This window comes from Vreelandella aquamarina (assembly GCF_044805175.1).
GTDB classification, from domain to species: Bacteria; Pseudomonadota; Gammaproteobacteria; order Pseudomonadales; family Halomonadaceae; genus Vreelandella; species Vreelandella aquamarina_B.
The window spans coordinates 139,425-161,994 of record NZ_CP085232.1; the positions used below are offsets into that span (position 1 = coordinate 139,425).

The 22,570-nt window shown below is 58.2% G+C and carries 19 protein-coding genes; 7 read left to right on the top strand and 12 right to left on the bottom strand.

Annotation, left to right across the window (positions count from 1 at the left end; translation table 11 throughout):
* Positions 1-158 precede the first annotated feature (158 nt).
* Together LG300_RS00650 and LG300_RS00655 are read left to right on the top strand one after the other, a co-directional pair.
* Positions 159-2,270, top strand: a complete 2,112-nt coding sequence (locus LG300_RS00650) for an adenosylcobalamin-dependent ribonucleoside-diphosphate reductase (RefSeq protein WP_404376517.1) — start codon at positions 159-161, stop codon at positions 2,268-2,270.
* A gap of 109 nt (positions 2,271-2,379) precedes the next feature.
* On the top strand, positions 2,380-3,138 hold the full coding sequence (locus LG300_RS00655; RefSeq protein ID WP_404376518.1) for a ribonucleoside-diphosphate reductase: 759 nt from the start codon (positions 2,380-2,382) through the stop codon (positions 3,136-3,138).
* A 56-nt stretch (positions 3,139-3,194) separates the two neighbouring features.
* On the opposite strand, the gene LG300_RS00660 is transcribed toward LG300_RS00655, so the two are convergent.
* Positions 3,195-3,932: a Crp/Fnr family transcriptional regulator gene (locus tag LG300_RS00660; protein WP_404376519.1), complete on the bottom strand. Its 738-nt coding sequence runs from the start codon at positions 3,930-3,932 to the stop codon at positions 3,195-3,197.
* Positions 3,933-4,057: 125 nt separating this feature from the next.
* Positions 4,058-6,907, bottom strand: a complete 2,850-nt coding sequence (uvrA, locus tag LG300_RS00665; RefSeq protein WP_404376520.1) for an excinuclease ABC subunit UvrA — start codon at positions 6,905-6,907, stop codon at positions 4,058-4,060.
* A gap of 170 nt (positions 6,908-7,077) precedes the next feature.
* On the opposite strand from uvrA, the gene LG300_RS00670 reads away from it, so the two are divergent.
* From LG300_RS00670 to LG300_RS00685, 4 genes are all read left to right on the top strand, one after another.
* Positions 7,078-8,457, top strand: coding sequence for an MFS transporter (locus tag LG300_RS00670; RefSeq protein ID WP_404376521.1), 1,380 nt, complete (start codon positions 7,078-7,080; stop codon positions 8,455-8,457).
* 79 nt (positions 8,458-8,536) lie between these two features.
* Complete coding sequence (gene ssb / locus LG300_RS00675) at positions 8,537-9,124, top strand: single-stranded DNA-binding protein (protein ID WP_404376523.1); 588 nt, start codon at positions 8,537-8,539, stop codon at positions 9,122-9,124.
* An 85-nt stretch (positions 9,125-9,209) separates the two neighbouring features.
* The gene (locus LG300_RS00680; protein ID WP_404376524.1) at positions 9,210-10,103 is read left to right on the top strand and encodes a sugar nucleotide-binding protein; all 894 of its coding nucleotides are present in this window, start codon (positions 9,210-9,212) and stop codon (positions 10,101-10,103) included.
* A complete protein-coding gene (locus tag LG300_RS00685) occupies positions 10,100-10,834 on the top strand; it encodes a lysophospholipid acyltransferase family protein (protein WP_404376525.1) in 735 nt (244 codons plus the stop codon). The genes LG300_RS00680 and LG300_RS00685 overlap by 4 nt, the downstream gene beginning before the upstream one ends.
* Before the next feature lie 101 nt (positions 10,835-10,935).
* Here the strand turns inward: LG300_RS00685 and fabB are convergent, their stop codons facing one another.
* Positions 10,936-12,153, bottom strand: coding sequence for a beta-ketoacyl-ACP synthase I (fabB, locus tag LG300_RS00690; protein ID WP_404376526.1), 1,218 nt, complete (start codon positions 12,151-12,153; stop codon positions 10,936-10,938).
* A gap of 12 nt (positions 12,154-12,165) precedes the next feature.
* Complete coding sequence (gene fabA / locus LG300_RS00695; RefSeq protein ID WP_404376527.1) at positions 12,166-12,681, bottom strand: 3-hydroxyacyl-[acyl-carrier-protein] dehydratase FabA; 516 nt, start codon at positions 12,679-12,681, stop codon at positions 12,166-12,168.
* Between the two features lie 273 nt (positions 12,682-12,954).
* Here fabA and LG300_RS00700 point away from each other — a divergent pair, with 273 nt between their 5' ends.
* Positions 12,955-14,793, top strand: coding sequence for a putative bifunctional diguanylate cyclase/phosphodiesterase (locus tag LG300_RS00700; RefSeq protein ID WP_404376528.1), 1,839 nt, complete (start codon positions 12,955-12,957; stop codon positions 14,791-14,793).
* On the opposite strand, the gene LG300_RS00705 is transcribed toward LG300_RS00700, so the two are convergent.
* The 8 genes from LG300_RS00705 to LG300_RS00740 all read right to left on the bottom strand — a co-directional run bounded on the left by LG300_RS00705 (position 14,790) and on the right by LG300_RS00740 (position 22,480).
* Positions 14,790-15,323: a DUF2878 domain-containing protein gene (locus tag LG300_RS00705; protein ID WP_404376529.1), complete on the bottom strand. Its 534-nt coding sequence runs from the start codon at positions 15,321-15,323 to the stop codon at positions 14,790-14,792. The genes LG300_RS00700 and LG300_RS00705 overlap by 4 nt on opposite strands.
* Positions 15,324-16,592 (bottom strand): class I SAM-dependent methyltransferase, encoded by a 1,269-nt coding sequence (locus LG300_RS00710; RefSeq protein ID WP_404376530.1) that lies wholly within the window; start codon positions 16,590-16,592, stop codon positions 15,324-15,326.
* Positions 16,589-17,353: a DUF1365 domain-containing protein gene (locus LG300_RS00715; protein WP_404376531.1), complete on the bottom strand. Its 765-nt coding sequence runs from the start codon at positions 17,351-17,353 to the stop codon at positions 16,589-16,591. Before LG300_RS00715 ends, LG300_RS00710 begins: the two co-directional genes overlap by 4 nt.
* Positions 17,350-18,699 (bottom strand): NAD(P)/FAD-dependent oxidoreductase, encoded by a 1,350-nt coding sequence (locus LG300_RS00720; RefSeq protein WP_404376532.1) that lies wholly within the window; start codon positions 18,697-18,699, stop codon positions 17,350-17,352. Before LG300_RS00720 ends, LG300_RS00715 begins: the two co-directional genes overlap by 4 nt.
* Complete coding sequence (locus LG300_RS00725; protein WP_404376533.1) at positions 18,696-19,481, bottom strand: SDR family NAD(P)-dependent oxidoreductase; 786 nt, start codon at positions 19,479-19,481, stop codon at positions 18,696-18,698. The genes LG300_RS00720 and LG300_RS00725 overlap by 4 nt, the downstream gene beginning before the upstream one ends.
* Positions 19,482-19,546: 65 nt before the next feature.
* Positions 19,547-19,978 carry a nuclear transport factor 2 family protein gene (locus tag LG300_RS00730; protein WP_404376534.1) on the bottom strand — a complete coding sequence of 144 codons (432 nt, stop codon included), beginning with the start codon at positions 19,976-19,978 and terminating at the stop codon, positions 19,547-19,549.
* 98 nt (positions 19,979-20,076) lie between these two features.
* On the bottom strand, positions 20,077-21,489 hold the full coding sequence (gene phrB / locus LG300_RS00735) for a deoxyribodipyrimidine photo-lyase (RefSeq protein WP_404376535.1): 1,413 nt from the start codon (positions 21,487-21,489) through the stop codon (positions 20,077-20,079).
* Between the two features lie 70 nt (positions 21,490-21,559).
* Entirely contained in the window at positions 21,560-22,480 is a 921-nt protein-coding gene (locus tag LG300_RS00740) for a MerR family transcriptional regulator (protein ID WP_404376536.1), read from the bottom strand.
* Between the last annotated feature and the right edge of the window lie 90 nt (positions 22,481-22,570).

The window sequence follows — 22,570 nt, forward strand, 5'->3', positions numbered from 1 at the left end:
AGCAAAAGGTAAGGTGCTGATTTTTCTATATCTAGTAATTTTTTCAATGTTGATTGGCTTATGTGGTAGTAAGTCAAGGCTATACTTCCTTTTTATGCGCCGTATAATCGGTGCGTTTTAAGCGCTATATTCACCCCGCAGTGAAGGAGTTTTGCGACATGAGTACCGCAGCCAAGGCGATGAAGACCTCCAATGAGGTTCCTTTGCAGGCCCCGTCCAGGGAAATCTGGGATGCCAAGTATCGGTTGAAAGATCGCCATGGCCAGCCGGTGGATCAGGATGTCGCAGCGACCTTTGAGCGTGTGGCCCGTGCCTTGGCTGCCGTGGAAGGGGAAAAAGCGGATGAGTGGCTGCCTAAATTTCGCTGGGCGCTAGAAAACGGTGCTATTCCCGCCGGGCGAATCCTTTCCAACGCCGGAGCCGATGCCTATAAGCCCGCCGTCAGCCTAATTAACTGCACCGTCTCTCGCACTATCCGCGACTCCATGCGCGATATTCTCGATTCGGTAGTCGATGCTGGAATGACGCTGAAGTCTGGGGCTGGGATCGGCTACGACTTCTCAACGCTACGCCATAAAGGCGCCTTTGTGTTTGGCGCAGGGGCAGGTACCAATGGCCCGCTGGCGTTTATGGATATCTACGACAAGATGTGCTTCACCGTGGCGTCTGCTGGAGGCCGCCGCGGTGCCCAGATGGGCACCTTCGATGTGGGCCACCCGGATGTGCGCGAATTTATTCAAGCCAAACGCGAAGCGGGACGGCTGCGTCAATTCAACCTGAGCCTGCTCATCACCGATGAGTTTATGGAAGCAGTGAAAAATAATGCCGACTGGCCTTTGGCTTTTCCGCTGCACCCAGGTGAAAAAGAGGATGTGAGCGCCGCCGACATCATTTACCGCGACTGGCCGGTGGTGGAAGAGGGCTATACGGTGGATGACGAGGGGCGCGTGGCCTGCCGTATTGTCGAGGTGATTAAAGCTCGGGAGCTATGGGACACGATCATGGCCTCCACCTATGACTACGCCGAGCCGGGCTTTATCCTGATCGACCAAGTCAACCGCATGAACAACAACTGGTTCTGCGAAGATATCCGCGCCACTAACCCCTGCGGCGAGCAGCCGCTACCGCCGGAAGGCGCCTGCTTGCTAGGGTCGGTCAACCTAACGAAATTTGTGATTGACCCCTTCGGTGATAACCCGCGCTTCGATTGGGAGCGCTACCGCAAAGTCGTAGCAATTTTCACCCGTATGCTCGACAACGTCGTGGAAATTGCCGGGCTGCCACTGCCCCAGCAGCAGCGCGAAATCGAAGCCAAACGGCGCCACGGGATGGGCTTTTTGGGGCTTGGTTCGACGCTAACGATGCTGAAAATCCCCTACGGCTCTCAAGCCTCACTGGCATTCACCGAAGAGGTGAGCCGCCACTTAGCGCTGGAAGGGTGGAAGCAGGCGCTGGAGCTTTCTAAAGAGAAGGGAATGGCACCGGTGCTTGAAGAGGAGCACACCATTACGCCCAAGATGATGCGTGAGCGCCCCCAGCTCGCCAACGACGGCTACGAGGTAGGCGATAAAGTGCCAGGGCGGATCCTGCACGCCCGCTACAGTCAGTATATGGCCAAAGTGGCCGAGCTAGAGCCGGAGCTGGTGGCGCAGCTGGCCGAGCACGGTGCGCGCTTTACCCACCACAGCTCCATTGCGCCCACGGGTACTATCTCGCTCTCCATGGGCAACAACGCTTCCAACGGCATTGAGCCGTCGTTCTCCCACCGCTATTTCCGCAACATCATCCAGTCGGGTAAAAAGACCAAGGAGCAGGTGGAGGTGGTGTCGTTTGAGCTAGCGGCCTACCGCCACTTTATTGCTTCTGATGCGGTTGAAAGCGACCTGCCTGACTACTTTATTACCGCTGACGCTGTCACTCCCGAGCAGCACGTTGCCGTGCAAGCGGCGGCCCAGCAGTGGGTAGACTCGGCGATCTCCAAAACGGTCAACGTGCCCACTGATTTTCCCTTTGAGCAGTTCCAAGACCTCTACCTGCAGGCGTACGAGAGCCGGCTAAAAGGCTGCACCACCTTCCGCTTTAATCCAGAAGCCTTCCAGGGGGTGCTGGTGCGTGAGGATGATCTGAAAAACACCACCTACGTGTTTGAGCTGGAAAACGGTGAAACTCTTGAGTTAACCGGCGATGAGAAGGTGATCTATGACGGAGAAGAGCATAACGCTGCCAACCTATTTGATGCTCTAAAAGAGGGCACCTACGGAAAGTGGTAAAGGCGAGCGCTACAAGGACGGCCTTGATGGCCGGTCTTGAGGAGCGTTCTCGAAGAACTTTCTCAAAGAACTGTCTTAGAAACTGTTTTAAGCGCTTAGGGAGAACATGATGGCTGTTGAGATCACCTCGAAAATTGTCGGTTACCGGATTAAGCAGCAGGAGCAGTCCGTGCCTGCGCCAGAACTTCCCGATGAAGATCCGCTGACAGTCCGCATTCCGTCGCGTCCTGAAGGTACGTTGGAAGCGGTGTCGGAGAAAATCTCCTATGTGGGGGCAGAAGGGCGTAAGAAGGTCTATCTATTGGTCTCGTTTATGCCAGTGGAAGGGGTTGTTGGCGGGCAGCGGGTAGTGATTGAGCGCCCTGTGGAATTCTTCTTCCCCTCTGGTCAGCTCTCCAGCGAGCACCAGTGGATCACCGCTACCATGCGCAGCCTGTCGCTGGCAGCGCGCGGGGGGTATGTCACCCAGGCCGTGGCGGACTTACGCAAGGTAGCGTGGGATAAGGGGCTGGTACGCTGCGGCATGAACCGCTGGAATAAGCCGATGTTCCACGACTCGGAAGTGGCGGCGATTGCCTGGTCAATTCAGCAGATTCTCTATCGGCGCGGCTTTTTGGACCAGGACGGCAACCAAGTGCCGGTAGAGACCCTGGTTGCCCGCTACGCCCACCGTATGCAGCATGGCCATGCCTGGCAGCCGGAAGAGCGTCCAGTGGCTGAAACGACCGCGGCAGCGGGGCTCTCCTCATCCACTTCGGAAGATGGCCCCGCGATTGTGGGCACCTGCCCTGAATGCCGAGGGGACTTAATCATGATGGATGGCTGCCCCACCTGCTACGCCGGTTGCGGCTGGTCCAAGTGTGGCTAGCGCCTTACCCCCCTCCTTCGCGCTGGCGTAGTGCGGAGGAGGGGCTCCGCGAGGCACTAATCGTTGAGAAGGGGCCGAACGTTGTCGGTCAGGTAACAGTCATCAAACTCCCCTTCCGTGGCCAGCGCCTCAAGGTCTGGAATCGAGACGTGATGGCGGTCGCGGAAGACCAAGCCATCTTCGCTCAGCGCGCTAAACGTGCGGCTCACGTGTACCGGGCTTAAGCCTAAAATATCGGCGAGCTGCTCCTGAGAGAGCGGAAGACGAAACTGCCCGCTGATATCGTTGTTGGTTTGACGCAGGCGCAGGTACATCTCATGGAGAAAGTGGGCCATCTTCTGGCGCGCGCTGCGCCGAGCCAAGTTAACCAAGCGTTCGGTGAGCAGCGCCTGCTGACGACTGCTGATCGCAAACATCACCGAGGTGAGCGGCAGTGACTGGCGAAATATATCCAGCATGCGCTTATGAGGGAAGTGGCACACCACCGCATCGGTAATCATGCGAACGTTTTCAAGGCGCTGGGAAAAGGCAAACTCCCGCAGGCCGATAATATCCCCGGGGAGAAACACTTCCAGAATCTGACGGTCACCATTTTCTAGGTGACGGTAGGAGTACGCCCAGCCGCTGCGCAGCGTGCAAAACTCGTTGGCGGGCGACCCCACTTCCCAGAGCAGAGAGCCAGATTTGAGCTCGGTCGGGCTCTCCTCTAGCGAGCTGAGCAACTGCTTTTCGTCGTCTGTTAGCGTGCAGTAGTGGCTAAAGTGGCGAATAATGCAGCTCTTGTCCTGATCCACAGCGTCCTTCTCCTCGTTGCAATCCACCTTTGTTAAACGTCGCTACTTACTATAAGCAGTCAGTGACGGTCTTGCCTTGTCTTTCGAGCCTCCCGGCATTGGTTGCCGGGAGTGTGGGTTAGGCATTAGGAGGTGGACGGCGCGCGATTGCCTCGCTCAAGCAGTGGGGCAAGGAAGCGGCCCGTATGGGAAACCTCCTGTTTGGCAATCTGCTCGGGGGTGCCCTCGGCAATAATTTGCCCACCGCCGGAACCCCCCTCTGGCCCAAGGTCAATCAGCCAGTCGGCGGTTTTGATCACATCCAGGTTGTGCTCAATCACCACGATCGTATTGCCGTGGTCGCGCAGCCGGTGGAGAACCGTCAGCAGTTGGCGAATATCCTCGAAGTGCAGGCCGGTGGTGGGCTCATCGAGAATATAGAGCGTTTTACCGGTGTCGCGTTTGGCCAGCTCGCGGGCTAGTTTTACCCGTTGCGCTTCACCGCCGGAAAGCGTGGTCGCGCTTTGTCCCAAGCGAATATAGGAAAGGCCAACATCCATCAGCGTTTGCAGCCGCCGCGCAATGGCGGGCACTGGGCTAAAGAACTCCAGTGCATCCTCCACGGTCATCTCCAGCACTTCGTGGATGGTTTTGCCTTTATAGTGGATATCCAGCGTTTCGCGGTTATAGCGCTTGCCCTTACACACATCGCAGGGCACATAGATATCCGGTAGAAAGTGCATCTCTACCTTGATCATGCCTTCGCCCTGGCACGCTTCGCAGCGCCCGCCCTTCACGTTAAAACTGAAGCGGCCTGGTTTATACCCCCGAGAGCGCGCCTCCTGGGTGCCAGCGAACAGCTCGCGTATCGGGGTGAAAATACCGGTGTAGGTCGCAGGGTTGGAGCGCGGCGTGCGGCCGATAGGGCTCTGGTCGATATCGATCACTTTATCGAGCTGATCAAGCCCCTCTACCTTTTCATAAGGTGCCGGGGTGAGGGTGGTGGCACGGTTAAGCTCACGGGCTGCAATCGGCATCAGCGTGCCGTTAATCAGCGTTGATTTACCCGAACCGGAAACCCCTGTCACGGCAATAAACAGCCCCAAGGGCAAGCTGAGCTTAACGTTTTGCAGGTTATTGCCCGTTGCGCCGCGCACCACCAGCTGCTTTTCTGGATTGCCGGGAATGCGGTAGGGCGGCACGGCGATTTCACGGGTGCCGGAAAGATACTGACCGGTGAGCGAGTTGGGGTTGTCCATCACTTGCTGGGGCGTGCCTTGGGCGACGATTTCACCGCCGTGCACGCCCGCACCGGGGCCGATATCCAGCACATGGTCCGCCGCGCGAATGGCGTCTTCGTCGTGTTCGACCACAATCACGGTATTGCCCAGGTCGCGTAGGCGCTCCAGGGTTTTCAACAGGCGGTCGTTGTCCCGCTGGTGCAGGCCGATGGAGGGTTCGTCCAGGATATACATCACGCCCACCAGTCCCGCGCCAATCTGGCTGGCCAGGCGGATGCGCTGGGCCTCGCCACCAGAGAGGGTATCGGCGCTGCGCTCCAGGTTTAGGTAATCCAGGCCCACATTGACCAGAAACTCCAGGCGGGCATGGATCTCGTTGACGATCTTATCGGCAATTTCGCCTTTACGCCCCGGCAGAGCCAGCTCGGCAAAGTAGCGCCACGCCTCGCCAATCGGCAGATGGACAATATCGGCAATAGTGTGGTCATCCACGTAGACATGGCGCGACTCTTTACGCAGCCGTGAACCGCCGCAGGTAGCGCAGGGTTGTACGGCGATATACTTAGCGAGATCGTCACGCACCATGCTGGATTCGGTTTCCCGATAGCGGCGCTGCATATTGGGCAGAACGCCCTCAAAGGCGTGCTCGCGGGTTACCTTGCGGCCTCGGTCGCCCACGTACACAAACGGGATTTGTTCGTTGCCGCTGCCGTTGAGGATAATGTCACGTTCGTGGCGCGCCAGCTCCTGCCAGGGCGTTTCCAGCTCGAACCGGTAGTGCTTAGCCAGCGCCTGCAGCTGGGTAAAGTAGTAAATGTTGCGCCGGTCCCAGCCCTTAATCACCCCTTCCGCCAGAGAGAGCTCCGGGTGGCTAATCAGCTTGTCCGGGTCGAAGTATTGCTGAACGCCCAGGCCGTCGCAGGTGGGGCAAGCGCCGGCGGGGTTGTTGAAGGAGAACATGCGCGGCTCCAGCTCGGAGAGCGAGTAGCCACACACTGGGCAGGCAAAGCGCGACGAAAAGGCGAGGTCTTCTTGCTCGCCATCCATAAAGTGGATCATCGCTGTACCGTCGGCCAGGTTCAGCGCGGTCTCAAACGACTCCGCCAAGCGCTGTGCGATATCGTCACGTACTTTAAAGCGGTCAACCACCACGCTGATATCGTGCTTTTTGCGCTTATCCAGCGGCGCAATGTCGTCTAATTCCAGCACTTGGCCGTCGATTTGCACCCGTACAAACCCCTGGGCGCGCAGTTCGGCCAGCAGCTGTAGGTGCTCACCCTTGCGGCCTTTGACCACTGGGGCCAGTAGCATCAGCTTGGTGCCCTCGGCGAGGTTCATCACCTGATCGACCATCTGCGAAATGGTCTGGGCTTCTAGGTCCTCACCGTGTTCCGGGCAGCGGGGCGTTCCCGCGCGGGCAAACAGCAGACGCAGGTAGTCGTAAATTTCGGTAATGGTACCCACCGTCGAGCGCGGGTTGTGGGAGGTGGACTTCTGCTCAATAGAGATCGCCGGAGAGAGCCCTTCGATATGGTCCACATCGGGCTTCTCCATCATGGAGAGGAACTGGCGCGCATAGGTAGAGAGCGACTCTACATAGCGACGTTGGCCCTCGGCATAGAGCGTGTCAAACGCCAGCGATGACTTACCGGAACCGGAGAGACCAGTAATGACGATAAGTTTATCGCGGGGCAGCTCCACATCGATCTGCTTGAGGTTGTGGGTGCGGGCACCCCTGACCAGAATGCTGTCCATCAACACCTCGAATCGCGTGGCAAAAGTGCGATTATACGTTTGCTGTCGCCTTCCCGGCAAAACTGTCTCTGCCTTTGCAGCCATGCTTGGCGTTTCCAGCGTGGTGACAAAGCGCTAGAATGGGCGGCTATCTCAGGCCGTTCGGCCCATCCACCATACACAAGGGCACTATGCGCAAGGTTTCTGCACTGCTGCTGGCCGCTGAACGCCGTGCAATCAGCGGCTTGGCCGGCCTTTATGCGTCTCGTATGCTGGGGCTATTCATGGTACTGCCGGTGTTGGCGCTGTATGCCGACACGCTAGCCGGTGCCACGCCGCTGCTGGTCGGGGTAGCGTTAGGCATTTATGGATTAACTCAGGCAGCGCTGCAAATCCCGTTCGGCTTGCTCTCTGACCGTATTGGCCGCAAGCGGGTGATTGCCATGGGGCTGCTGATCTTTGCCTTCGGCAGCGTGGTAGCGGCCATGGCAGATACGATTGGCGGGGTGATCGCAGGGCGCGCTTTGCAAGGCGGCGGTGCCGTGGCAGCGGCCATTATGGCACTGCTTGCTGACCAGACCCGTGAGCAGGTACGCACGGCGGCCATGGCCACTATCGGCTTGTCGATTGGCGTATCGTTTGCCATCGCCATGGTACTTGGCCCCTGGCTAGCGACCTGGGCTGGGCTTTCAGGAGTGTTCTGGTTCACCGCGCTATTAACGCTGGTGGGGCTGTTAGTGCTTTGGCGCTGGGTGCCGCCTGCACCACGCCGGTTACGCCACCGTGATGTAGGGCTGGATCGCAAGCAGTTTAAAAGCGTGATTACCCGTCCAGACTTGTGGCGGCTGGATCTATCGATTTTTGCCCTCCATTTAGTGCTGATGGCGATTTTTGTGGCTGTTCCCTTTCTACTGCTCAACGCCGGAGTGGCGGTGGAGTACCATGGGATAGCCTATCTAGGCATTATGGCGCTCTCCTTTGTGGCAATGGTGCCGCTGGTGATTGTGGCGGAAAAGCGTCAGCGTATGAGGCTGATGTGCCTGATGGCGATAGGCGCGATTGCGGCCAGCCTGGCGGGCCTGGGGCTACCGCTCTCCCAGGGGTATTGGCTGTTTATTTGGCTGTTTATCTTCTTCACCGGATTTAATCTGCTGGAGGCAACGCTGCCTTCCATGCTCAGTAAGCTGGCGCCCGCCGGAGCCAAGGGCACGGCGATGGGGGTGTACTCCACCAGCCAGTTTCTTGGGGCCTTTTTAGGCGGCACGCTGGGTGGGCTGTTGGCGAATACCTGGGGGCTGAATGCCGTATTTATTGGCTGTGCGCTGCTGGCGCTGGTCTGGTGGTTAGCTATGTGGCGGATGCCATCGCCCCCGCCGCTCTCCAGTGAAGTGGTGGCGCTGCACGATACGCAGCCCGATGCGGTCAACCTGTTGATGGAGCATCTTGCTGACGTTGTCGGCGTGGAAGATGTGATGGTTGTGCCTGAGGAGCGCCTTGTGTATTTAAAGGTGAACCGTAAAGAGCTCGACCAAGCGGCGCTGGCAAAGCTGATTCCACCGCCGCGACCCTAAAGGTTTAGCGCTAATCTACAACAGAGGGTAGATAGCGGCCCGCTAAGTTATATGACTGATTACGAAAAGGAGCGACCTCATGGCGCGCGGTATTAACAAAGTCATTTTGATTGGCAATTTAGGCCAAGACCCTGAAGTACGATTTACGCCTTCCGGCACGGCAGTGGCGAACTTGAATCTGGCCACTTCCGACACCTGGATGGACCGCCAAAGCGGCCAGCGCCAGGAGCGTACTGAGTGGCACCGCGTCGTGCTGTTCAATAAAACCGCCGAGATTGCCCAGCAGTACCTGAAAAAAGGCTCGAAGGTATATATCGAAGGCCGCCTGCAAACACGCAAGTGGCAAGACCAGAACGGCCAGGATCGTTACAGCACGGAGATCGTGGCTAACGATATGCAGATGCTAGATAGCCGTGGCGGAGATTTCCAAGGTGGTGGTGCCCCGCAGGGTGGCTACGCCCAGCAGGCTCCGGCACAGCAAGCACCTCCCCAGCAGAACTATGGCCAGAACCCGCCCCAGCAGGGTGGCTATCCGCCGCAAGGTGGAGCGCCCCAGCGCGGTGGACAGCCTGCGCCGCAGCCACCGGCACAGCATCACCAAAACAGCAACTACGGAGCCCCCGATCCGGGCAACTTCGACGATTTCGACGACGAAATTCCGTTCTAGCGCCTTTCGACGGTGTTGTTGATAACGGGTGGGAGCACCGCAGGCGGAGCAACCGCCGCGTTTCGGGTTTGAGGGGAGGGCTGTCTTGAAGCTGCTGATATTAGATGCCGGGCACTGCTTGAGCTTAGCGCTAGCCCGTGAAGCGAGCCGACGCACTGACACCGAGCTAGTCATTGAACAAGGCCTTGCGCTTTCACCGAGCCAGCTGCAGGCGATAGCGCCCGACGCGGTGATTATTCCACCTCTGGCGCATCCGCTGAGTATGACGCCTGCGGAGGTGAAAGCTCATGCGGATGCCGTAGAGCGCTGCGTGGATGCTTGTCAGTCTCAAGGCGTGGCGCTTGTTTGGTGTGTCTCCGACCAGCTCTACGAAGATGGGTTTGAGATCCCGATTGATGAGCATGTTGTGCCTGCGCCGCGCGATGAGTGTCTGCGCCGCCTGGTACAAACAGGTGACCGTATCCGTGCAGAGCATCAGCGTCACTTGATTGTGCGCTTGGGGCCGCTGTTTGCCTTGGAGGGTAGCCACGCCTGGTTAAGTGAAATTATCGATAGCTTCGTCACGGGGCAAACGGTGCGCGCTGCAGAAGATGTTGTGTTCTGCCCAACGTCCGCCGATGCGGTAGCCATGGCGCTCATTGGCATGTTGCAGCAACAGGCCTGTGGCGCTGATGCCTGGGGAGCCTACCACTTGGCAGGCACCGAGCCGGTGAGCGCATTCACTTTTACATCGATGGTGCGCACCCAGCTAGCTACCCACCTTGAAGGGCGTGGCGAAGAGATCACCCTAGGGGAGATCCAGGCCCTTAACCATCACCATGATGCGAAATTGCGTCGGGTGTTGAACTGCCGTCGGGTGCTGGATGTGTTTGGTGTCCACCAAAAGCCGTGGCGGCTGGAAGTAGGACGTATGCTGGATGCTTGGTGCTTAACCCGAGACCAGCAGCGTAATGACGCTGGGACAGGAGAGTCAGTTTGATCAATGTGGTGCGCAGCCTGTTGTTCTATGCGGGTTATTTCTCTGCCATGCTGCTTATTGGCGTTCTGTTTTTACCCATCGCTCCGTTTCTGCCACTGGCGGCACGCTATCGGCTGCTAAACCTCTATAACTACTTTTTGGTGGTTTGGTTTCGCATTGCCTGTGGCGTTCGCTACGACATTCAAGGGCGGGAGAATATTCCTTCAGGGCCCTGCGTGATTCAGGCGAACCACCAGTGCGAGTGGGAGACCGTATTCCTGCAAGTGATGAAGCCTCCGGTATGTACCGTGCTAAAGCAGGAGCTGCTGCGCATTCCTATTTTTGGCTGGGGGCTGCGGCTTCTGCGTCCGATCAGCCTTGACCGCTCAAAACCCGCGAGAGCCATGAAGCAAGTGCTGACGCAAGGGGTAGAGCGTTTAGGCACCGGTCTTTCCGTGCTAATCTTTCCTGAAGGCACCCGCGTTGACCCTGGTGTACGTAAGCGTTACAACAAAAGCGGTAGCGTCGTAGCCTGCCGGGCAGGTGTGCCAGTGTTGCCCGTGGCCCACAACGCTGGGGAGCGTTGGCCCGGACGGCATTGGGTGAAGCGTCCTGGGGTGCTACGGGTACGCATTGGCCCGCCCATTCAGACCGAAGGGCGCACCCCCGACGAAGTGCTTGAGGATGTCGAAGCTTGGATTGAGGCGGAGCTGCAAGAGATCTCAGACGTACCTCGGCCAGCCTCCCGCTAATGATGGGAATGAAACCGTCACAAAAACGGCGCCACTCGGGCGCCGTTTTTGTTTTTTACGTTGTTGGCCACGGCTAACATTGCTATCAGCCGCAGCGCCTATCAATCGCTATAGCGTTGGAAGACTAAACAAGCGTTAGTGCCGCCAAAGCCAAAGCTGTTAGACAGCACGCGGTCGATGGTAACGTCATCACGACGCTGGGTCACGATATCGAAGCCATCAGCCTGCTCATCCAACTGTTCAACGTTCGCCGAAGCAGCCACAAAGTTGTGCTGCATCATCAGCAGTGAGTAGATGGCTTCTTGCACGCCAGTAGCGCCCAGGGAGTGGCCAGTCAGCGACTTCGTCGAACTCATGGCGGGCGTTGAGTTGCCGAAGACGTTGCGAATGGCCTTTAGCTCTGCTACATCGCCTACCGGCGTTGAGGTGCCGTGGGTGTTGATGTAGTCGATATTGCCCTGCACGGTAGCCATCGCCTGATGCATACAGCGCGTTGCGCCTTCGCCGGAGGGGGCCACCATGTCATAGCCATCAGACGTTGCGCCATAGCCTACTAGCTCGCCATAAATCTTCGCACCGCGGGCTTTGGCATGTTCAAGCTCTTCTAGTACCAACATGCCGCCGCCGCCTGCAATCACGAAGCCATCGCGCGCTTGGTCGTAAGGGCGAGAGGCTTTGTCCGGCGTATCGTTGTAATGGGTAGAGAGCGCACCCATTGCGTCAAATAGGCACGACAGCGTCCAATGCTCCTCTTCACCGCCGCCGGCAAATACCACATCCTGTTTGCCTAGCTGGATCTGCTCCATGGCGTTGCCAATACAGTGAGCAGAGGTCGCACAAGCAGAGGAGATCGAGTAGTTAACGCCTTTGATTTTAAACGGCGTGGCCAGGCAAGCGGATACCGTGCTGCCCATGGTGCGGGTAACGCGGTAGGGGCCTACACGGCGCAGGCCTTTTTCGCGCATCAGGTCAGCGGCTTCTACCTGGTTAGCGCTAGAAGCGCCGCCTGAGCCTGCAATCAGCCCTGTACGTACGTTAGAGACTTGCTCTTCCGTTAGGCCTGCGTCTTCAATGGCCTGGGCCATCGAGACATAGGCATAGGCCGCTGCGTCACCCATAAAGCGGCGCAGTTTGCGGTCAATCAGCGCATCGAGGTCGATATCAACGCTACCCGCCACATGGCTACGGAAGCCACGCTCAGCGTACTCTTCCTTAAAACGAATACCGCTGCGCCCGTTTTTGAGCGCGTCGAGGACCTGTTGCTGGTCGTTGCCTAAGCACGACACGATGCCAAGGCCGGTGACTACCACTCGTCGCATGGGAGCCTCCTGTTAGAAATTCGCAGTGGAGGTGAATAGGCCAACGCGCAGGTCATTAGCCTGGTAAATGTCGCGTCCGTCAACGGACACAGTGCCGTCGGCAATACCTAGAATAAGCCGACGAGTAATAACGCGCTTCATATTGATGCGATACGTCACTTTGTCCGCATCGGGTAAGATTTGGCCGGTGAACTTCACTTCACCGCAGCCTAGCGCACGGCCACGGCCAGGATGACCAAGCCACCCCAGGTAGAAACCTACGAGCTGCCACATGGCGTCTAGCCCTAAGCAGCCAGGCATCACTGGGTCCCCTGGGAAGTGGCAATCAAAAAACCACAGGTCTGGCGTGATATCCAGCTCGGCGATCAGCTCGCCTTTGCCATGCTCACCGCCTTCTTCGTGAATGTGCGTGATGCGATCAAGCATCAGCATGTTAGGAGCCGGCAGCTGTGCATTGCCGGGGCCAAATAGCTCGCCGCGCGAGCAGGCCAGCAGTTCTTCGCGATCAAAGGAATGTTGCTTGGTCACTGAATCGTTCCGAGTATCAAAATGGTTGTTGCGCCTAGTCTACTTCCCGAAACCTCTTAATGCACGCTGCGGGCGCCTTATCGTGATGATCTAATGCTTTTTAACATGTTGCGAATAACACAGGTTACCTTATTGTGACGTATGTGTTGGCGAATTCGCACAATAAACGGCCTGTTGACGTAATATGCTCTACCCAGGATTTTGTTGAGGCGGCATGATGTCGGTGCCGTTTATTTTTTGTTAGTGACGACTGATAGGACAACAAGAATCGCCATGTGGCTGCCTGTTTCTCTTAATCGCCCAATGGTATGGATAGCGCTGATGGCGCTACCTGCCTGTGTTTGGATTCCTGATGCGGCTTTACGCACGGTAGCTGCCTGCCTGGTTGCTTTTGGTTTGTGGGATGCCTGGAACCAAGTGCGTCAACAGCGCCTGCGTTTGCGTCTTGCTCAAGACGCCATGGGATTGGCGGGGGATGCCATGGTGATCAGCGATGTCCAAAATCGCGTCTTGGCAGTTAACCCGGCATTTACCGATATTACCGGCTATGACAGCCAAGAGATGCTGGGTCGTAAGTTAGAAACGCTAGCCGCACCACGTCATGATAAAACGTTTTACCAGAATTTCTGGAGTACGCTAAAAGCGACTGGCCACTGGGAAGGCGAAATATGGAATCGTCGTAAACACGGTGATGAGTACCCCGAATGGCTCAAAGTACGGGCGGTGACGGACAAGCGCGGTAAAATTACCCACTTCATTAGTCTATTTACTGATATTTCAGCGCAAAAAGCGCGTGAGCGCGACCTACGCCGCATCGGCTATGAAGACCCGTTAACGGGTCTGCCTAACCGTCGTCGTCTGCACGATTTAATGTCATCAAGACTTCGCCATCTGCGTGCAGGCGAGAGCTTGGATATCGCCCTCATTGATATTGATGGGCTGAAGTCGGTGAATGACAGCATGGGGGTTGAGCAGGGAGATCGCTTGCTCGCTAGGTTTGCCCAGCGGCTCACCAGCTATATGGCGGGCAGCGTAGTAGGGCGCTTGGGGGGGGATGAGTTCATGGTTATCCGCACCACTACCTTTGATGATCACGACAAGTGGATCGTCAATTTGCGGGATCACATGTGTAGCCCCTTTGAGATTAACGAGCAGTCGCTACGCCTAGGTCTAACGATTGGCAGCTGTCGCGCCCCAGAAGACGGTCGGGATTCCGGCGTGCTGTTCCAGCGTTTAGAGTCGGCGCTCTACAACGCTAAACGGTTGGGCCGCAACCATAGCTTGAGGTTTCGCCCCGCGCTGGACAAGCAGGATAATCCCCAGCTGGCTCTCGTCAGCGACCTGCGAGCTGCACTGATCTCTGGCGACCAGCTAGAACTTCATTACCAAACGCAACACCACCCGGGCACTGGGGAGCTTGTGGGAATGGAAGCTCTACTGCGCTGGCGGCATCCGCGAGAAGGCATGGTCTCGCCTGGTGACTTTATTCCTCTGGCTGAACGTCACGGCCTAATGTCTGAGCTGGGCAGCTGGGTGATCGAAAAAGCCTGCGCCCAGCAAGCTCATTGGCAACATAGCGGCATGCCCAAGACGATTGTCTGGATCAATATCTCCGCCCTGCAGCTCTTCCAGGGCGACTTAGAAACGCAGTTGACGACCTGCGTAAAACGTTACCAGTTAAAGCCAACACAAATTGGTCTGGAGCTGACCGAATCGGTGCTGCTGGACGAGCGAGCAGGGGATATGAGGCCTCGTCTGCAGGCGCTTCGCGAGCTTGGTTACTCTATTGCCATCGACGATTTTGGCACCGGCTACTCGTCGCTAGCGTATTTGAAGCGACTACCGGTGGATAAAATAAAACTAGATCGCGCCTTTATTCGTGAATTGCCCAACGACCAAGCCGATGCCGCAATTGTGACAGCAGTGCTGGCCATGGCAAAAGGCATGGAGCTGAAAGTCATTGCCGAAGGGGTTGAAACCCAGGCTCAGTGCCAGTTTCTAGTGAAAGCAGGTTGCACGATGGTGCAAGGCTTCTATTTTGCCAAACCGCTACCGGCCTCGGAATTAGAAGAAAAATGGGTGCCTCTTCCACTCGCAGAGGGTGTCAGTTAATGATGGCGTGTTATTGAAAAACGCTGTACATAACGGCTAATACCCAGGCAGAGCACTGCCCAGATGACCGCCTGTACCGGTAGCAACCACGGCGCTAAGCTTACGTTAGCCAGCGCTGCACCGCCTAGGTAGGAGAGCGGCCCGCCAAGGGCACCGCACGCAGCGGCTACCAGTGGGTAGCGCCACAGCCATGCCAGCGAGTGGAATACCAAGGTGGCAAACAGCGGCCACAACATCCATAGCCACAGCGGTAACAAGCCTGCTATTAGCGTTTGCTCGCCAAAGTCGAAGCCGCCTACTAAATGCAGCCCGCCGTCTACACCCAATCCTAGCAGAGCAAACGCTGCGATAAAGCGCCATTCGCCCGGTTGGGCGCAGCGCCAGAAGTGCCAGCCAAGCAGTACCGCCCCCGTTAGCGCGGCGATCCAAGAGCCGCCCAGTACACACAGCAGCCAGCCTGCCTCAAAGCGCAGTGCGTTGAACAGCATCGCGCGTAGCGGCGTTTGCCGTGGTGCAGACGGCGCTACCATTTACAGTGCCCCAGTCAGCGGCACGGGCTTGGCCGCAGGCTTCGCCAGTAGCAGGTGGCAGGTGCCGATGGAGCGCTCAATAAAGCCTCCTTCGCAGTAACACAGGTAGTAACGCCACATGCGGATAAAGCGTTCGTCGTAACCCTGGCTGCGTACTTGGTCGAGGCTCGCCTCGAAGCGGTGGCGCCACTCCCGCAGTGTGCGGGCGTAGTGCTGGCCAATCTCGTCAAGGGCGACCACGTTGAGCGACGTTTTACGCATTATGCTAGTTAGCATGGCGTGGTGGGAGGGTAAAAAACCGCCGGGGAAAATGTAGCGTTTGATAAAGTCCATGTCCCGCTTGGCCTCTTCAAACCGCTGGTCGCGGATGGTAATGGCCTGCAGCATGGCCTGCCCATCGTCGGTGAGCAGGCTGTCTACCTTCTCCAGATACGTATTGAGATACTGGTGGCCAACCGCTTCGATCATCTCCACGGAAATCAACCGGTCAAAGCGCCCGGACAGCTGGCGGTAATCCTGCTTCAGCAGGGTAATTCTATCTTCCAGCCCCTCCTCTTTAATGCGCTGGGCGGTATGCGCGTACTGCTCCTCGGAAATTGTCGTGGTGGTCACGCGGCAGCCACGGGTTTTGGCCGCATGGATGGCAAGCCCACCCCAGCCGGTGCCGATTTCCAGCAAGTGATGCCCAGGCTGCACATCCAGCTTCTCTAGCATGATATCGAGCTTATAGGTGGAGGCCTCTTCCAGGCTGGCTTCTGGATAGGGGAACACGGCGCTGGAGTACATCCAGTGGCGTTTATCCAGGAACGTCGCAAACAGGTCGTTACCGATATCGTAGTGAGCGGCGATATTGCGCTTGGAGCCGGACAGGCTGTTGCGCTGGAAGCGGTAGGCAAGCCCTAATAGCCAACGGGTAAAGCGTGCACTGCCGTTCTCCATTTTGCCGTTAACGTGTTCCAGGTTGGCCGCAAACAGGCGCACCAAGGCCACCAGATCATCGGCGTCCCAGTCGCCATCCATATAAGACTCCGCCGCACCGACCGTACCGCCAAAGGCAAGCCGTTTCCAGGCGCGGGAGTGGCGTATCACCACGGTGACCTGAAGCGGCCCTTCCTGACCCAGATGGTGGCACTGATTGCCTTCAATCAGCGTAATACGGCCGCCGCGAAAGGCATCCAACTGCGCCATTAGGCGTGGCTTAAGCCAGCGGGTAAGGCGATCCTGACGAGCCATCTGGCTATGCGGGGGGGCGGTATGTAGGGTGGTCACTTTGAAGTCTCCTTGCGCTTGGGGTGGTTATAAACGGGGACGCGCTTAAGCCACAGGCGAAGCGCTTCAAAATGGATTCCCGCGACCGTTTTCAAACTCATCCAAGGGTGCCTGGCTAGGGTAGCCAGCAGCACGCCGCGAGTGGCAGGGGCTGCCTCAAGGGTGAGCGTGGCATCAAAATGGAGCTGCTCGTGCTGCCAGTTCTCCATGTGTAGATAGAGTTGCTCGCCGGGGTCGTTGAACTTCCAGCGGTAAGTCATTTCCATGGGGTTAAACGGCGATACGTGCATCGCTTTGGCAAAACTTGCCTGATGGGTATGGCGGCCAGTATCAACGTGGCAGGCGTAGCAGGTGCGCTCCCGCCAGGGGGTGTTGGTGACTTCGCCGAGGACAGCCGCTAAGCGGCCATGCTCGTCGTAGGCGTAATACATCGTAATCGGGTTAAAGACCATCCCGAGGGTGCGTAACTGGGTCAGCATGAAAATTCGCCCGCTGGGCGCGCTGCCCAGCTGGCGGGTTAGCTCTTCGCGCACGGCGGTACGCAGCGGCCGGTCGGTGGGGGCAAGGTAGTCTTCGCGGCGAAAGCGCACCAGTGCCGGCTTGCGGGCGCTAAATCCGGGCACACCGTCGAACAGCGTCGGCAGCTCATCCAGGTCGAGCCACGCCATCCACACCTGGTAGCTAAACGCGTGTGTTTTCGGCGTAAAGCGGCGGTGACGTAGCGTACCGTGATAGATGCGCGAACGCGGCGCGGCAATCATCCCAGCCCCTCCCCAACGCTGTTGGGCATTAGTTCATGGGCCGGTAGCGCCGTTGGTGTGGTGGGCGGCTCGGCGGCTTCATCACAACCCAATGCCTGGGCTACGCGCAGCGCGCTCCACACGCCATCTTCATGAAAGCCGTTGCGCCAGTAGGCGCCGCAGAAGTGGGTGCGCCGCGCTACTGAGGAAATCTCGGCGTGGCGCAGTTGGGCAGCCTGACCCGCCAGGGTGAACTGGGGGTGTGCGTAGGTATAGCGCCCCAGCACCTTGGCGGGGTCGATGCTGTCGGAGTCGTTCAGCGTGACGCAGAAGGTGGTATCTGCCTCCAGGCGCTGCAGGATGTTCATATTGTAAGTGACCGAGACTCGCTCATCGGCCCCACGGCCATCCAGCCGGTAGTTCCAACTTGCCCAGGCACGCGGGCGGCGGGGTAGCAGGGCGGTATCGGTATGCAGCACCACCTCGTTATCCTGGTAAGGCATTGCCGCCAGAATCTCACGCTCGGCCTGTGTCGCATCGCCTAACATGGCCAGCGCTTGATCGGCGTGGCAAGCCAGCACCACCTGATCAAAATGCTCGCTGCCCTGGGCGGTGGTGATCATCACACCGGTATCGCTGCGGGTAATTTTGCTGACCGGCGTATTGAGGCGAATGCGCGATGCGTAGGGCGAAGTAAGCGCAGGAATGTAGCGCTTTGAACCACCCACCAGGGTGTACCACTGGGGGCGGTGATTGACCGACAGCAGCCCGTGATTGCGGAAAAAGCGCACGAAAAACGTCAGGGGGAAGGCGCGCAGGTCACCAATGCTGGCCGACCAGATTGCCGCGCCCATAGGCAACAAGTAGCGGCGCTGGAAGGCTTCACCATAACCGTGCTGGTCTAGATACTCTCCCAGCGTCATGTCGGCAGGTAGCCGTTTGCTCTCTAGGTCGGCGGTAGCTTGCTTATTGAAGCGCAAAATGTCGCTGAGCAGACGATAAAACGAGGGGCTAAACAGGTTGCGCCGCTGGGCAAACAGGGAGGCGAGTGTGTGGCCGTTGTACTCAAAGTCCGCAGCGGTCTCATGCACCGAGAAGCTCATTTCGGTGGCTTGGCTGGGTACGCCGAGGGTGGCTAGCAGGCGCTGGAAGTGCGGGTAGGTCCAGTCGTTGAAAACGATAAACCCCGTATCAATGGCGTACTGTGTGCCGTTGACCGCGACATCCATTGTGGCGGTGTGGCCCCCTAGGCGGCTATCCGCTTCAAACAGCGTCACTTCATGGCGTGAAGAGAGATACCACCCTGCCGCCATACCGCTGATGCCGCTGCCAATAATCGCAATACGCTGTGAAGCCGTGCCGCTCATGGTGTCTCCTCGGTTTGCCGCGTCATACGCAGGCCAATCCACCGCCGTAGGGCGGGGGGCAGAATGCCTAAACATTTAACGATGTAGGTGAAGCGGCGCGGAAAATGAATATCCAGACGCCCTTTGGCCAACCCGGCAATGATCGCCCTGGCGGCTGCCTCGGCAGTGACTTGCATGGGCATGGGGAAGTCGTTGCGGTCGGTGAGCGGCGTTTTCACAAAGCCTGGATGGATCAGGCTCACGTCGATGCCTTCTTGATGAAGGTCGAGGCGCAGGGATTCCAAAAAGTAGCTCACCGCTGCCTTCGAGGCACCGTAAGCCTCGGCGCGGGGCAGTGGCAGGTAGGCCGATGCGCTGGAAGTGGCCGCCAACCGAGCAGGTTTGCCCTCTTTGCGGGCGGCACGCAGCAGCGGCAGGGCGGCTTCGACGCCGTAGAGGGTGCCAAACAAGTTGGGCGTAAAAACGCGCTCTACAAGGCCTATATCGAAGTGCTGTGCATCCAGGTATTCACAGGTGCCAGCGTTGAACAGCGCCACGTCCAGCGCGCCCAGCCACTTACTGATCTGTTCACCGGCGGCCAGTACCGCTTGGCGGTCGCTGATATCCAGCGGCAGCGGGTAGGCATTCGCATGGCCATCACATAGTGCGTTTAGGGCATCTGCATTGCGGGCGCTGAGTACCACTTGGTGGCCCTGGGCAATCAGCTGCTGGGCCAGCGCTTCGCCAATGCCGGAAGTCGCGCCGGTCAACCAGATGCGCTGGGGCGTTTTCCATGTGCTCATCCTGCTCTCCTGTAGCGGCCTGTTAGCACGCAACCTGCGTGCGTATAAACGAGGTCACACTCCTTTCAGCCAAGGCGCTGCTTTAACCAGCGTATAACGCGCCCCATGACAGGGAGGTGTTCATACAGCATGGCGCCAGCGTCAAAGTAGTCGCGGTGGTTCGATACTCTGCCGTCCTCGGCGAATATCAAAGCGCTGCAACCCTCCACGCTCACCGGCTTGCCGCGGGCTAAGCGAGGGTGAACGAACTCCATGGTCCACGTCACAAACGCTTGATTTTCCTGCCACTGCTGCGTGTGAAAGGTGAACCGGCAGCGCTCAACGTTCTCGTACATGGTGGCGAAATAGCGTTCAAGCGCTTCGCGACCTTCAATGTGATGTAGCGGATCGTTGAAAACAACATCGTCAGTATATACCTCGTATAGCTTTTCTGTACAGGTGTTGTCTAGTTTATTGAAGAAGGCGCAAAAGTTCGCCAGCGCTTGCTCGTTGGTCATCACGGACTCCTTGCCGGAAGCGTTGTGTGTGGGGAAGAGAGGCGGCGGATTGGCTGGCGAGGTAGCGGCGTTGCGCCGCTACCTCGGGTGGTAGGTCGCTATTTGGGAAGCGCTTTAAAGGCATCCAGCGCCCGCTGGCGCGCCGCTTTGTGGTCGACGATGGGGGCTGGGTAGTCGATGGGGTTCAGCATGTCCCTGGGGGGCGCATGGCGCGCCTTGGCGGGCAGTGTTTTTAGCTCGGGCAACCAGTGGGCAATAAATTCGCCGTCTGGGTCGAAACGCGTGGACTGGGTGGTGGGGTTAAAAATACGGAAGTAGGGTGCCGCATCGGTACCCGTTGACGCTGCCCATTGCCAGCCGCCGTTATTGGCGCAAAACTCGCCATCGACCAAGTGGCGCATAAAAAAGGCTTCGCCCCGCCGCCAGTCAATCAGCAAGTGCTTGCTTAGAAACATGGCGGTAATCATCCGCAAACGGTTATGCATCCAGCCGGTGGCGACTAGCTGGCGCATGGCCGCATCCACAATAGGGTAGCCGGTGCGGCCCTCGCACCAGGCGGCAAATCCCTCGTCGTCATCCCGCCAGTTGAGTTGCTTGGTATGTGCTTGAAACGGCTGGTAGCGGCATACCTGGGGAAAGCCCACCGCCACATGTTGGTAAAACTCACGCCAGATCAGCTCGTTCACCCAGGTGGTGAGGCCTGCGTCGCCGTTGGCAAGATGCCCGCCGTTCTCGCTCATAACCGCTTGCAGGCACTGGCGGTGAGAGATCATCCCCAGCGCCAAATACGGTGACAGTTCGCTGGTACCCCGCACCTTGGGGAAGTCGCGCTGGTCCTTATAGTGCCGCCCCCGAAAGCGCAAAAAGCGCTCCAAGTTGTCGCTGGCGGCGTTCTCACCGGCGGGCCAGTGGCGGCCATCCAGTGGTTCGTCTTCTAGCGTAGGGAGCGCCGGTAGCGGATCGCTTTCAATGGGCAGCGGCGACTGTACGGTGGGCGTGTCACGCAGGGCAAGCTGTTCAGCCGTCACCTGCTTGTGCCACGCCTTGGAAAAGGGCGTGAACACGCCGTAATAGTCACCCTTGCCGGTGAGTAGGCTGCCGGGGACAAACGCAACGGCGTCGTGATGGCCCTGGGCGTTAATGCCTGCCTGCTGGAACGCGTCCAGCACCGCGTGATCGCGGCGCTGCTCGTTCAGCGGATACTCGTAATTGAAGTGAAGCTGATTGACACCATGCTCGCGGGCAATCTCCAGAAGCGCGTTGGGGGCTTCGTCGAAATGCCCAATATCGCGGTGCAGCAGCGGAATATTCAAGCCATTGAGCGACGCCTTGAGCGCGCTGACGCCACGTGCCCAGAAATCGAGCTTATTCGCGCCGTGGCCGTGGTCACGCCACTGCTCAATACTGCGCAAAAAAACCGCCACGACCGGCCCTTTGGCGGCAGCAGCGGCGAGGGCGGAATTGTCATGAATACGTAGATCGCTGCGAAACCAAACAAGCTGCAGGTTCATGCAAAGTCCTTAAGAAAGCCCTTAAGAAGGTCCTTGAAACATGCCTTAAGTTGGCCGGTTGCCCTTGGATTTACAGAATGCCAGATTCACGCAGCAGCGGGCGCAGGCGGGCAATCGCTTGGGGTAGGTCGTCACCCAGCATATGCACGGAGCCGTCGCGCAGGTCGTTCTCGCGCAGTCGTGCGACTTCGCCACACACACCGATCGGTACGCCTAGCGCTTCAGCCGCTTTGGGTAAGTCAACCCGAATGTAGTGGTCGCTTTCCCGCTGGCCGCTGGAGAGCAGCACCATCGACGAGTGCAGACGCGACACCGCTTGCGGCAGGTCGTCGAGTGACAGCGAGTGGTCGAAGAGCTGCACCCGGTAGCCCTGTTCACTGGCCATCAGCGCACACATCAGCACCCACAGTGGGCCTGGGTCGTCGGGCATGGCGCTGAGTAGAATCAGCGGGCCACGAGTCGCCTGGTTAGCGTAGTGCAGGCGAATCCCTACCTGGCTGCGTAAAAACGCTTCAAACGTGCGGCGCACGAAGTCGTCCGGCTGCACTGCCCATTTAGCTTCTAGGGTCAGGATCACCGGCTGCCACAGCTCGTTAATGGCGATGCTTAGCGGGTAGAGTGCCAAGCTTTGGTGATAGAGCGCCTCTAGCTTGGGCAGGTCGACGGCTTCAATCACTGCCTGGAGCTGCTGGCGCTGGCTAGCCCAATCACCGGCATCCGGGGCAGGTGCCTCGACCGTGTCGGGCTGATCAAGCAGGTCGGCAACCTGGCTGACCGGCACGCCCCGGTTGAGCCACTGCAAAATACGTTCAATACGACTGATATCGTCCTGGGCGTAAAGCCGGTGCCCTTTAGGGGTGCGTTGTGGGCGAATTAAACCGTAGCGTCGCTCCCAGGCGCGCAGGGTGACCGAATTCACACCCGTTAAGCGGGAAACTTCCCGAATCGGATAGAGCGGGGTATCGGGTGGGTGGGTCGCCTTGTTGCTCATGGGCGCCATTGCCTCTTGGTTGCCTGCAGCGGAGGCTGCAGGGGGTCTGTCAATAATTGCCGCGGCACTCGTAGGCTGCCGGAACGGCGC